Origin of the sequence: Plesiomonas shigelloides (assembly GCF_900087055.1) — a bacterium.
Classification (GTDB): Bacteria; Pseudomonadota; Gammaproteobacteria; order Enterobacterales; family CAMTGL01; genus Plesiomonas; species Plesiomonas shigelloides.
This window is the reverse complement of sequence record NZ_LT575468.1, coordinates 1,451,539-1,465,135: the sequence shown is the minus strand read 5'-3', so window position 1 is coordinate 1,465,135 and position 13,597 is coordinate 1,451,539. Positions and strand designations below refer to the sequence as shown.

8 protein-coding genes are annotated in these 13,597 nt (G+C 52.9%); 3 read left to right on the top strand and 5 right to left on the bottom strand.

All coding sequences use genetic code 11. From position 1 onward, the window contains the following. Positions 1-279: 279 nt before the first annotated feature. From serS to lrp, 5 genes are all read right to left on the bottom strand, one after another. Positions 280-1,569 carry a serine--tRNA ligase gene (gene serS / locus NCTC9997_RS06340; protein ID WP_039045318.1) on the bottom strand — a complete coding sequence of 430 codons (1,290 nt, stop codon included), beginning with the start codon at positions 1,567-1,569 and terminating at the stop codon, positions 280-282. Between the two features lie 103 nt (positions 1,570-1,672). Continuing rightward, complete coding sequence (locus NCTC9997_RS06335; RefSeq protein WP_039045319.1) at positions 1,673-3,013, bottom strand: replication-associated recombination protein A; 1,341 nt, start codon at positions 3,011-3,013, stop codon at positions 1,673-1,675. 167 nt (positions 3,014-3,180) lie between these two features. After that, complete coding sequence (lolA, locus tag NCTC9997_RS06330; protein WP_039045320.1) at positions 3,181-3,792, bottom strand: outer membrane lipoprotein chaperone LolA; 612 nt, start codon at positions 3,790-3,792, stop codon at positions 3,181-3,183. A gap of 382 nt (positions 3,793-4,174) precedes the next feature. Further along, positions 4,175-8,422, bottom strand: a complete 4,248-nt coding sequence (locus tag NCTC9997_RS15480) for a DNA translocase FtsK 4TM domain-containing protein (RefSeq protein ID WP_064977601.1) — start codon at positions 8,420-8,422, stop codon at positions 4,175-4,177. A gap of 129 nt (positions 8,423-8,551) precedes the next feature. Next, a complete protein-coding gene (gene lrp / locus NCTC9997_RS06320; RefSeq protein WP_010861779.1) occupies positions 8,552-9,046 on the bottom strand; it encodes a leucine-responsive transcriptional regulator Lrp in 495 nt (164 codons plus the stop codon). A gap of 153 nt (positions 9,047-9,199) precedes the next feature. On the opposite strand from lrp, the gene ald reads away from it, so the two are divergent. The 3 genes from ald to cydD all read left to right on the top strand — a co-directional run bounded on the left by ald (position 9,200) and on the right by cydD (position 13,597). Next, on the top strand, positions 9,200-10,327 hold the full coding sequence (gene ald, locus NCTC9997_RS06315; protein ID WP_064977600.1) for an alanine dehydrogenase: 1,128 nt from the start codon (positions 9,200-9,202) through the stop codon (positions 10,325-10,327). Positions 10,328-10,487: 160 nt separating this feature from the next. Next, complete coding sequence (gene trxB, locus NCTC9997_RS06310; protein ID WP_010861781.1) at positions 10,488-11,444, top strand: thioredoxin-disulfide reductase; 957 nt, start codon at positions 10,488-10,490, stop codon at positions 11,442-11,444. 335 nt (positions 11,445-11,779) lie between these two features. Then, complete coding sequence (gene cydD / locus NCTC9997_RS06305; RefSeq protein WP_064977599.1) at positions 11,780-13,597, top strand: heme ABC transporter permease/ATP-binding protein CydD; 1,818 nt, start codon at positions 11,780-11,782, stop codon at positions 13,595-13,597.

Genomic DNA, 13,597 nt, shown 5'->3' with positions numbered 1-13,597 from the left:
GCTATCGCACCAGAATGTGTAAGCCGATGAATGCGCCTGACACAGTCCGATTTTACTGCCGAGCCTATGTGGTAAGGGTAGTCAGGCTCTGACAATTTGCCACTGGTTAGCAAGGGGATAGCAGCATCTCGATAAGCTGCTATCAGCAGCTTTTCACTGGCTGGCCCCTGAGCAAACTACAAACTGAACAAATAAAACGTAGGCATAAAAAAACCCGCCGTAGCGGGTTTTTAGTATTTCGATACTGCGCCCTATGTTGGGCGATACAGCATGGTGGGATTAACCACCAATATGGGTCAAACCGCCCATGTAGCTGCGCAGAACTTCTGGGATCTCAATGCGGCCATCAGCTTGCTGATAGTTTTCCAGAATCGCGACCAGAGTACGGCCAACTGCCAAACCTGAGCCATTCAGGGTGTGAACCAGACGTGGCTTCTTATCGGTCTTAGAGCGGCAACGCGCTTGCATACGACGTGCTTGGAAATCACCCATGTTGGAGCAAGAGGAGATTTCACGGTAGGTATTCTGCGCTGGCAGCCATACTTCCAGATCGTAAGTTTTGTGAGAGCCAAAGCCCATGTCGCCAGTACACAGCAGCACGGTACGGTATGGCAGTCCCAGCAGCTGCAATACTTTCTCAGCATGACCGGTCAGCTCTTCCAACGCCTGCATGGAGTCTTCTGGACGCACGATTTGAACCAGCTCAACTTTATCAAACTGGTGCATACGAATCAGACCACGGGTATCACGGCCATAAGAGCCCGCTTCAGAGCGGAAGCACGGCGTGTGCGCAGTCATCTTCAGAGGCAGAGATTCTTCTTCCAGAATTTCACCACGAACCAAGTTGGTCACTGGCACTTCTGCGGTTGGGATCAGCGCAAAAGTTGGGTCGCCTTCTTCCAGTGGCTTGGTGTGGAACAGATCGTTACCAAACTTCGGCAGCTGACCAGTACCGTACAGGGTTTCCTGGTTCACCAGATAAGGAACGTAGGTTTCCAGATAACCGTGCTCGGTGGTGTGCAGATCCAGCATGAACTGGGTCAGCGCACGGTGCAGCTTAGCGATTTGGCCTTTCAGTACCACAAAACGTGCACCGGTCAGCTTAACCGCAGCCGCGAAATCCATACCGCCAGCCATTTCGCCCAGATCAACGTGGTCACGCACGTCAAAATCATACTGACGCGGTGTACCCCAACGGCGGACTTCCTGATTATCGTTTTCGTCTTTACCAGTCGGGACTTCATCTGAAGGAATGTTCGGGATGCTCAGCGCAATACCGCGTAACTCTTCCTGCAGCTGATCCAGCTCAACCTTTGCTGCATCCAGCTCACTTCCCATGGAAGCAACTTCATCCAGCAATGGCTGAATATCTTCGCCACGCGATTTAGCCAAACCAATCGCTTTGGAACGAGCATTACGCTCAGCTTGCAGATTTTCTGTTTTTACCTGCAGAACTTTACGTTTCTCTTCCAGTGCATTGAGTGTATCAACATCCAGTTTGAAGCCGCGACGGGCCAGCTTCTCGGCCACCACGTCCAGCTCGTTTCGTAACAGATTCGGATCGAGCATTTTTATCCCGCTTTTTATCGTTTTAGAGAAATTTATAGACTGTTAAAAGACTAACAGGTGCAGACCTGCACCCTATATTACACACATTAACGCAAAGGCTAAGTTACTGATAGCGTTTTATCGGGCTATTTTGATCCTGCTGAGTCAGCCAGGATAATTTTTCAGCAATCTTGCTCTCCAGCCCACGCGCAACCGGATGATAGTAACGCGTACCCTGCAATTGCGGAGGGAAATAACTCTCTCCGGCTGCATAAGCATTCGGTTCATCGTGGGCATAACGGTATTCCGCGCCGAGCCCCATCTCTTTCATCAATCGCGTTGGCGCATTGCGCAGATGGTCTGGCACATCGTAATCTGGATGCTGTTTCGCATCTTCTAACGCCGCTTTGAATGCGGTATACACTGCATTGCTCTTCGGCGCACAGGCCAAATACACAATCGCCTGAGCAATGGCTCGCTCGCCTTCCGCCGGTCCAACACGCGTAAAGCAATCCCATGCGGCGATCGCCACTTGCATCCCACGCGGGTCAGCATTGCCCACATCTTCCGAAGCTATCGCCAACAAACGCCGTGCGACATAGAGCGGATCACCACCGGCAGTCAAAATACGGGCATACCAATAGAGCGCACCATCCGGAGAAGAGCCGCGAATGGATTTGTGCAGGGCAGAAATCAGGTCGTAATAGCGGTCGCCTTTATTATCAAAGCGCGCACTGCGCTCACCGGCAACCTCGCGCAGTAACTCTGAAGTCAGAATTTTGCGCCCGTCCGGTTGCTCGGCGGCCATATCCACCATTAGCTCTAGGCAATTAAGGGACATTCGCGCATCGCCGTTCGCCAGCTGCGCCAACGCTAAAGCCGTGTCAGGCGGCAGTTCAATATTCTGGCCGCCTAAACCGCGCACGTTATCCTGCATGGCTTGTTCAAGCACTGCCAGAATATCGTTTTCGGTGAGGGATTTGAGCAGATAAACCCGCGCACGAGATAGCAGTGCGTTATTGAGTTCAAAAGACGGGTTTTCGGTCGTCGCACCAATAAACGTGATCGTGCCATCTTCGATATGTGGCAAGAACGCATCTTGCTGACTTTTATTGAAGCGATGCACTTCGTCGACGAACAAGATAGTACGCCGCGCCCGATCGCGATTTTGCCGAGCACGCTCAATCGCTTCACGGATCTCTTTGATACCCGATGTTACCGCCGACACGCGCTCGACATCGGCATTGGCATAGCGCGCAATCACTTCTGCCAAGGTGGTTTTTCCGGTACCCGGAGGCCCCCACAGAATCATCGAGTGCAGATGACCGGCCTCCACCGCACGGCGCAACGGTTTTCCCGGCGCGAGCAGGTGAGCCTGACCAATATACTGATCCAGTGTCTGCGGACGCATCCGTGCGGCCAGCGGCTGAAAATCTGCCGCAAAATCCAAAGATAAATTACTCACCACGCAGCCTTATTTGCTGAATTCTTTTCCGCGTTTTACTTGTCACCAGTATTTGTAGCTCTGGTTTGCCGCGCTAGGTTGTTGATCGCAATGTTGTTCACAGTGTTTATGACAACAACCAATGAACAACCAAGCCATATCACTCGGAGCGCGGCAATGGTGACCTATCAGTTACGCTGATCGTCAATCTCAACCCCTTTCGGGACAGTAAAGCTAAACTGTGACTTGCTCACCGCCGATGTAGAGAAGCGATTCAAAACGGTCTGGCTCTTTTGACCATCCATTTCCACCACTGAGAAACCTTTGATCACTCCAGCCGGAGTGACAGTCAGGTCAAACTGCTTCATGTTGCCATCAGACTTAATAGGCTTAAGCGTGAACTGATCGCCTTTCTGGGTGATGTTGTATTTAGCCCAGTCGGAAGGATTGTTACGCGTCAGCAGGACAAACGGTGTATTGCTGGTCGCGTCTTTCAGATTACTAATCGTGACTTGTTCAACAAACGGATTGAAAAACCACAAGGTTTTGCCGTCAGTCACCAGCAGGCTTTCGTCTGGCGTTTTAGCTTCCCAACGAAACAGATTCGGGCGTGTCACCGCCAGTTTGCCTTCGCCTTGTTGGATCGCCGCGCCGCTTGGACCGGTCACAGTCTGTTCAAACGAGGCGCTAAATGAATTAATTTTTCCCAGTCGGCTCTGCAAATCAGAACGGGCATCAGCCCATGCCGTGGATGACATCATGCCGAGAACAATACCGCAGGTGATAAACCACTTTTTCATTGTCACTCCCTTCATTGCCATCAAGGCCAGTGTCAGCGGTCACCGTTTAAACGTCGGTTAACGCACGCACTGCGCACTCATAATCGTATAGCGCATCATCATGTTGAACATTTATCGCTAGCACACTTAGACCATGTATACCCTTCCTACTTGAAGCTGCAGCGGTGTTGACTACGTTCGTTCACCCCAATCACATAGTTTGCCTATGCTCATGGGGATTCACTCACTTGCCGCCTACCTGCAACTTCACGTTGTTTGGGTATAGTTTGCATTTAGTGTGCCGCATGAGATGCGAAATTGTGCAACGGCCAGCTCTATTACCTACGCTCGATTTTATCAAGGCTAGGTATTAGCACTGGCCGCGCTATGTACCGTTAACGTTTTAATCTCTGATTGGCGGCGGAGCCAGCACTTCACGGTTACCGTTATGGCCCGGCGCACTCACAATCCCCTGCGCTTCCATCTGCTCGATGATCCGCGCCGCGCGGTTGTAGCCAATCTTGAATTTACGCTGTACGCCAGAGACAGAGCCACGGCGCGTTTCCGTAACGAACTGTACCGCCTGATCAAACAGGGCATCCAGCTCTTCATCCATATTGTCGTAGCCGTTGCCGCCTTCACTGCTATCGCCGGCCAAAATGGCATCGATATACTGTGGACGACCACGCGCTTTCCAATCCTGGGCGACCGCATGCACTTCCTGATCGCGTACAAAAGCACCATGCACCCGCTCAGGGATAGATGAGTTCGGCGGCAGATAGAGCATATCCCCCATCCCCAGCAGACTTTCAGCACCGCTTTGATCCAAAATGGTGCGCGAGTCAATTTTGCTGGATACGGTAAACGCAATCCGGGTTGGGATGTTGGCCTTAATCAGACCGGTGATCACATCCACTGACGGACGCTGCGTTGCCAGCACCAAGTGGATACCCGCGGCGCGTGCTTTTTGCGCCAAACGCGCAATCAGCTCTTCAATCTTCTTACCGGCCACCATCATCAGGTCGGCGAACTCATCCACCATCACCACGATGTAGGGCAGTTTGGTCAGCGCTGGCGGCATTGGGTCCATGCTATCGCCCGGACGCCACAACGGATCAGGGATTGGTTGGCCCATCTTCTCCGCTTCCACCACCCGATCGTTATAGCCGCTGATATTACGCACGCCGAGCAGCGACATCAGTTTATAACGACGCTCCATCTCACCCACGCACCAACGCAGCGCATTGGCGGCATCTTTCATATCGGTGACCACTTCGGTCAACAGATGTGGGATACCTTCGTAGACTGACAGCTCCAGCATTTTCGGGTCGATCATGATAAAGCGCACCTCATCTGGCGTCGCTTTATACAAGATGCTTAAGATCATGGCGTTCACGCCGACCGATTTACCCGAACCGGTAGTACCCGCCACCAGCAGGTGCGGCATCTTCGCCAAATCGGCAATTACCGGATCGCCAGCAATGTCTTTACCCAGCACAACGGTCAGTGGTGATGCGCTTTGACGGAACTTGTCGCAGTCCAGCACTTCGCGCAGGTAAACGGTTTGGCGATCTTTATTCGGCAACTCCAATCCCACATAAGATTTACCCGGAATAACTTCCACTACCCGCACCGCCGTTGTTGACAGCGCTCGCGCCAAGTCACGTGACAGGTTGGAGATGCGCGCCGCCTTCACACCCGGCGCCAGATCCAGTTCAAAACGCGTGATCACAGGCCCCGGAGAGATCTCGGCCACATCAGCCTTGATGCGGTAATCGTTCAGACGCGCTTCCACCAAGCGCGCCGTCATCTCCAGCTCTTGCTCGCTCACCGGCATATTGTTACGCGGTGGCTCAGCCAGCAGATCCAGCGTCGGCAACGGTGTAGTCGGCTTTGGCATCACATCTTCTTGTGGCATCAGGAACGGGTGCAAAAAAGCCATGTGCTCCTGCTCTGCGCGCTTGCGCATCCGCATAATTTCAGCGGCATGGAATTGCTGTTCACTGTTTGCCTCGTCGTTTGCGTCATCCTGCTCCGGTTCAGCCTTCCCTGCCGGAGTAAAAGCCGCCGCAGACTCTGTAGCCGGCATGAATGCCGATGCGCTCGATGTCGACGGTTTTGATGCAAAAGCGTGTGGTGCAGCAGCAGGCTCACCAGCAGCCACATCATTCACCGAGTCATCCATGGTCGGCTCTTCACGCACCGGCTCAAAGGTAAACGGCGCCGCGGTATGCGTCATCGAATTGCTTGTCGCATGTGTTGGCGCAACAGGCTCACGGCTTGTCTGTGGACGCACTAACGCGGAGGTTTCCGTCTGCAAAGGACGACGTACCGCTTCCACCGCACGCGCCAGGCGCTCTTGTTCACGTGCTTCAAATTCGGCGCGTAACCGAGCATTAAACTGCGCGTCTTCATCTGACTCATCGTCATCAGCTTGCGCGTCAGCCGCAAATCGCTCGTTTGCTGCCGATTCATCACGATCATCTTGAATGGCTGAGAATGATGGCATACGGCTATCTTCGTCATCGTCTTCGGCCACTTGTGCACCACGCGCTGCATAAGAGCTTGCCGCAGCATTCGCCGCTGGCGAGACCGGTGAAGTAGACAAGGCTGGCGAAATCTCGCTCGCCGCGCCTGCAGCATTAGACTCCTCTGCAGCAGAGGCTGGACGCACGCTCACCTGAGGCTCGTCATCACGAGCACTGAACGAAAACGCCGAGGTATCATCTTCCAACGCATTAAAGAAAGTAGGAATTTCTACGCCAGGGATCAGGGATTTTTCTTTCGCCAACGCCTCTTCCGCGCGTTGACGCTCGGCCTGCTCCCGCTCCCGTTGCTCCAACATCTCACGTTCACGCTGCTCAGCCATACGCTCAGACGGCAACTTAATGCCAAGCGATGCTAACGTGCGACGGGTCGGGATCTTCACCGGATTCGGACGTGGCATTTCAGGCACATTTGGTTTCACCTGCGGACGCGCAGCAGGCGTCTCAGTATCGCTAGCACCGCTATCAGCGAAACCAAACGCGGTCGCTCCACCAGCAACAGCAGACGCCGTTGCCGCAGCTGCCGGTGCAGAGGTTGCAGCTGAAGCGGCACCTGCAGCAACCATCCCCGCCAGAGAGGCGGCTTGCAGACCCGCAGACGCCGAGCCAGACGCTGGCATAAATGGATCATCTGCTAGCGCAGAGCCAAATGACGGCAACACATCGTCTACGTCAAAAGCTGCATCAACGCTGCCCGGCTTGCGTGAAAATGCCGAAGTAGACATTCCCGCAGCTTGGTTAGACTGATGCGCTGGTGCAGAACTTGACTCTGCAGCCCGAGGATTAACCGGCTCTTCTTGCTTGATCAAATCATCAAGACCAGCGAAATCAATTTTCGGTTCAAACCAGTTATCGTCGTTCGCGTCTTGGCTCGCTGCAGAATTGATTTCAGAATTCGCATTGATGCTTACGCCTTGATGCACCGCATGATGCGCTGGCGCGCTATTATTGGCGCTATTCGTATTCGCGTTGTTACTAGCATCGGTAAACATCGATACCGGCGTATAGTCACTGCCCTGCTCATCATCCGCCGCCGAGAAAGAAACCGTTGGCTTACGGATTACAGAGCTATGCACCGCAGGTGCATTGTTTGCAGCCAGATTCTGCGCCACGCTATGGTTAGGCGTAGTGTTCGTCGCTGTAATGTGCGGAGCTGTAGCATGTGCATTTGTCATCGCACTGCTTGCCGCAGCCTGCACCGCCGGCGCTACGGTAGCCGCGCCAGCAGCAATAGCGGCAGCCGCCACTGGCTGAGCGTGCTGAGGTTGGTTTGCTGGCGTTGCCGCCTGACTTTTATCCGCACGATTACCGCTCGGAGTCGGCGCCGCATCTAATTCGCTCTCATCATCATAAGCGCTAAGAGGACGCATCGGCGGTATTGTCGGCTCTTGCTTACCCAGCAAAATATCATCTTCATCCGCAGGCGGCAGATCGTCAACATCATCATCAGCAACGAACTCCTCGTCTTCCGCTTGCTGCTTACGACTGCGCGCACCATTGGTAATAAAAGCCACTGGATTTAAGATGGCTGAACCAATATTTTCCGCCAACGTTAGCCATGACAAACCGGTAAACAGAGTCACCGCCGCCGCCCACACGCACAGCAAAATCAGCGTAGCGCCAATACGGGAAAACCAAGGGACAGTGTAATCACTGATGGCCGCACCGATAAAACCACCGGACGGGAAATAATAGAAATCATCGACACTGATCGCGGCTAATCCACAGGACGCGCCAATCAGTAATACGACGCCAATCAGGCGTAATGCCAAATTGAGAAAATCAAAGCGTTCATCGTCACTGCGGCGGCGAAATAATACCCAAGCCGCAATCACTAAAATAGGAGGTATGGTATAGGCCAGTGCTCCGACAGATAAAAATAACGCATCGGCAATCCATGCACCGACACTGCCGGTAATATTTTTGACTGCATCATGCCACGAGGCCTGAGACCAGCTGGGATCTGTGGGATCAAAGCTGAGCAGGGCCACCATCATATAAACCGCAAACACAACACCGACAATCAGAATCGCTTCCATGATGCGGTGCAATCCACTCAGTTTTTTACTGTTTCTGATTTTCTTTTCCACAAGTACCTGGCTCAAGTATGTCTCTCCAGGAGGCAATAGCTAAAGACCAAAAATACGCCGAGCGGCAAAAGCCGCTCGAGCGTTTCAGTCTGGATGAATGACCAGTATTTTAACCAAGCTGAATTTGTTTTGCATCTCTCATGCTTAACGGGTTTTAATCACCAGACGGTTAGTCTGTTTGACCTCTTCCATTACCACATAAGTTCGGGTGTCGTTAACGCCCGGTAGACGCAGCAGGGTTTCCCCCAGCAGCTTACGGTATGCCGACATATCTGGCACACGGGTTTTCAGCAAGTAGTCGAAATCACCGGATACCAGATGGCATTCCTGAATCTCTTCTAGCTTTTGTACCGCCGCATTGAACTGGTCAAATACATCGGCTGCCCCACGGTTCAGGGTAATTTCCACAAACACCAGCAGGGATGCATCCAAATAATGCGGGTTCAATAATGCAGTATAGCCATTAATAAAACCCTGACGCTCTAAACGCCGAACCCGTTCAAGACACGGGGTTGGTGACAGACCCACTCGCTTTGATAATTCAACGTTGGAGATACGCCCGTCCTTTTGTAACTCGTTCAGAATATTACGATCGATTCTGTCGAGATCTTTGCTTGGCCGCTTTTTATTCTCTACCATTTTGTTCCACCCGTTTACGTCCTTGCGTGAATTAATTGCTGCTTGAGCTCGAAAAAAGAAACACTCTGCCAACCTACTCGTTATATACTAGCAACATAACCAGCGTTTCTGTTATTACACCGCCTGATTCACCATTAACCATGAGGGTTTCAGATGATTATCGGCATCCCGAAAGAAATCAAAAACCATGAATATCGCGTTGGCATGATCCCTGCGGGAGTCAGAACACTGGTTGCCGACGGGCACCAAGTCCTTGTTGAATCCCATGCTGGCACTCATATCGGATTTACCGATAAAGATTACATTGCTGCGGGAGCATGTATCGTTTCTTCCTCAGATGATGTTTTCGCAAATGCAGAGATGATTGTCAAAGTAAAAGAGCTACAAACAGTAGAACGTACCAAACTCAGACCCGGACAACTGCTTTTTACCTATCTCCATCTGGCTCCCGATCTGGAGCAAACGCACGATTTATTGCAAAGCGATGCAATTTGCATCGCTTACGAAACCGTTACTGATAATAGCGGTGGTTTACCCCTGTTAGCACCGATGTCAGAAATTGCTGGGCGCATGTCAGTACAAGCAGGTGCGCATGCGCTAGAAACGGCACAAGGCGGCTCTGGGGTGTTATTAGGCGGCGTTCCGGGTACCGAACCCGGTCGCGTGGTGATTTTTGGCGGTGGCATGGTGGGTGCTAATGCCGCGCGTATGGCCTGTGGCCTACGCGCTGATGTCACGCTGTTTGATAACAATATCCAAACATTACGCCGTTTAGATAGCGAGTTTGCTGGGCGCGTGAAACTGCTGATCCCTTCCAGCCAATTGATTCAGACGCATATCCAAGAGGCGGATTTGGTGATTGGCGCGGTGCTAATCCCCGGCGCAACCGCGCCCAAACTGTTATCACGCGAAGATTTGCGTCTGATGAAGCGCGGTTCGGTGCTGGTAGATGTCGCCATTGACCAAGGCGGCTGCTTTGCTACTTCACGCCCGACCACGCATGCCGAACCTCTGTATACCGAAGAAGGCATTATTCATTATTGTGTAGCCAACATGCCGGGAGCGGTTGCCCGAACTGCAACCCAAGCGCTGTGTAATGCCACGCTACCTTTCGTGCAGGCATTGGCTAATCAAGGAGCCATCGCGGCCATGCGCGCTAATCCACATCTGGCCAACGGTTTGAGTGTGTACCGTGGCCAATTGATTTCTGAGCCGGTGGCGCGTAGCCAAGAGCGTAGCTTTACCCCACTGAGTCAAATCCTCAATGCCGCACGCGCGTAACAGCGCTGATTTGCCCTTCCCTCGTGATGCTTCGCTCTGGGTTTCGCCCAGTGGCGAAGCGTAGCTGACACATTTGTTTTTTTGCCACGCTTTTTTGCTGTTTTTGCGTATCCAATTTACCTACAATCGGGCATACACCTGTCGTACGTGGAGAATAACAATGACATCGACAAAACATTGCAAATTACTGATTCTTGGTTCAGGCCCAGCCGGTTATACCGCGGCTGTGTATGCCGCTCGCGCTAACCTGAATCCTGTGCTGGTGACTGGCATGCAGCAAGGTGGCCAGCTGACAACCACCACCGAAGTGGAAAACTGGCCAGGTGATGCCAGCGATTTGACTGGCCCAGGCCTGATGGATCGCATGCGTGATCATGCCGAGAAATTCAACACCGAAATTATTTTCGACCACATTAATAAGGTTGACCTGCAATCTAAGCCACTGCGTTTGTACGGTGACAGCACTGAGTACACCTGTGATGCGCTGATCATCGCAACCGGTGCTTCAGCTCGCTATCTGGGTCTGCCATCCGAAGAGGCGTTCAAAGGCCGTGGCGTATCTGCCTGTGCAACCTGTGATGGTTTCTTCTATCGCAACCAGAAAGTGGCGGTAGTGGGTGGCGGTAACAGCGCGGTAGAAGAAGCGCTGTACTTGTCTAACATCGCGGCTGAAGTACACCTGATCCACCGTCGTGATAGCTTCCGGGCGGAAAAAATCCTGATCTCACGCCTGATGGACAAAGTAGCCAACGGCAACATCGTGCTGCACACCCAATGCACGCTAGATGAAGTGCTGGGTGATGACATGGGTGTCACCGGCGTGCGTCTGCGTCACGTGGATAACAACAGTACCGACGATCTGGCAGTCAACGGGGTGTTTATCGCCATTGGGCACAGCCCGAACACCGAGATCTTCCAAGGTCAGCTGGAGCTAAATGGCGGTTACATCAAAGTGCAATCAGGCACCGAAGGTAACGCCACCCAAACCAGCATTCCGGGCGTGTTCGCTGCCGGTGACGTGATGGATCACATTTATCGTCAAGCCATCACCTCTGCCGGTACCGGCTGTATGGCGGCGCTGGATGCAGAGCGTTATCTGGATGCGTTAACCAAATAATTGGTGCGCTATTTGTGCTCACTATGCGCATATGTAATGCATGTGTACACATGCTGTGTAGCACATACACCATTGCGCATTAAGTTCAAATAACGAATACGCCTCCTGCAAACGGGAGCAGTTTGCTCCCGTTTATGTATTTACGGCCGGTGCATTGGATCTCGTCTTTTGCAGAGGTTGTTTTTCGGTTTTGCGTTTTTGGCGTGCGAGCTTTTACCCCAAAGCTTAGCAATAACACTTTGATACGACGCCGGTGTGGTGAGTCAAACCCACCCAGTCATCAAAGTAGACACGTCATGAGCCAGAACCCCGTAGGTTAAGACACTGCACACATCATGGATAAAAACAAACAACGCGAGCTGACTCGCTGGCTAAAGCAGCAGAGTAAATTGGCACGCCGCTGGCAAAGCCTGACCATGCTGCTGGGTGTGGTTTCCGGATTACTCATCGCATTACAGGCCTGGTTACTGGCCGTTTTACTTAATGACCTGATTATCTTGCAACAACCGCGCGACTCTCTGACCCGCTATTTCCTGATGCTGGTTGGCACCGTGGTACTACGCGCGATCATCACGCGCTTGCGCGAACGCTGCGCCTTTTACTGCGGGATGGAAGTGCGTCGCCAAATTCGCTCACTGGTACTTGACCGGTTGGAAAAACTGGGGCCAGCGTGGATCAACGGCAAACCCGCTGGCAGTTGGGCCAGCATGGTGCTGGAGCAAGTGGAAAACATGCAGGATTTCTTTGCGCGCTATTTGCCGCAAATGTATCTGGCCGTGTTTATCCCGCTGATCGTGCTGTGCGTGGTCTTCCCCATTAACTGGGCGGCAGGGGTGATTTTGTTGGTCACTGCCCCACTGATCCCATTTTTCATGGCACTGGTTGGGATGGGCGCCGCCGATGCTAACCGGCGTAACTTTCAAGCACTGGCTCGCCTGAGTGGCTCGTTTTTAGATCGCTTACGCGGTTTGGAAACGCTGCGTTTATTCAACCGCGCAAACGCAGAAGTCAATCATATCCGCCATGATGCGGAGGATTTTCGTGAGCGCACCATGGAAGTGCTGTACATGGCCTTCCTGTCCTCGGCCGTGCTGGAGTTCTTTACCTCCGTTTCCATTGCCATTGTTGCCGTGTACTTTGGTTTTTCCTATCTGGGTGAGCTGAACTTTGGCCATTACAGTCAGGGCATCACCCTGTTTGCCGGTTTTCTGGTCCTGATCTTAGCTCCAGAGTTTTTCCAACCGCTGCGTGACTTAGGCACCTTCTATCATGCTAAAGCCCAAGCGGTTGGCGCAGCCGAAACACTGGTCGATTTCCTGTCAGCAGAAGCGCAAACACCCGCCCAGGGAGATAAACCGTACCAAGCGCGTGCAGATGGTTCAGCGCATGAAAACAGCCAGCCAAGCGCCGAGCACGCATCCGATATGCCGCATATCTGGGCACAAAATCTGGAGATCCTCTCGCCACAAGGAACGGTGTTGGCCGGTCCGCTCGATTTTCGGATTTTAGCTGGCGAACAGATTGCGCTCGTAGGGCGCAGTGGCGCAGGGAAAACGTCACTGATGAATGTGCTGCTGGGCTTTCTGCCCTATCGCGGTTCACTCAAGGTTAACGGCCAAGAACTAAGCGAGCTTGATCCGCAAAGCTGGCGCGACCATCTGGCATGGGTCGGACAAAATCCGCGTCTGCTGCAAGGGACGATTCGCGACAATATTCTGCTCGGCGCACCACACGCATCAGAGGCCGAGGTTCAGCGCGCCGCCGCATCGGCGCACGCGGATGAGTTTATCGCCCGTCTGCCGCAAGGGCTGGATACCCCAGTCAGCGATGAAGGTGCAGGATTATCTGTCGGTCAAGCGCAGCGGATTGCCGTGGCGCGTGCGCTACTGCGTGGTGGCGAATTTTTGCTGCTGGATGAACCAACTGCCAGTCTGGATGCACGCAGTGAGCAGTTGGTAATGCAAGCGCTGTCGCACGCCGCCCAAGGGCGCACCACCTTTATGATCACCCACCGGCTGGAGGATGTGCGCAATTGCCATCAAATCTGGCTGATGGATCATGGCAAGCTGGTTCAGCAAGGTGATTTTGCCACGCTGAGCAGTAGCGATGGCCCTTTTGCCGCCATGCTAGCCAACCGTAATCAGGAGATTTGA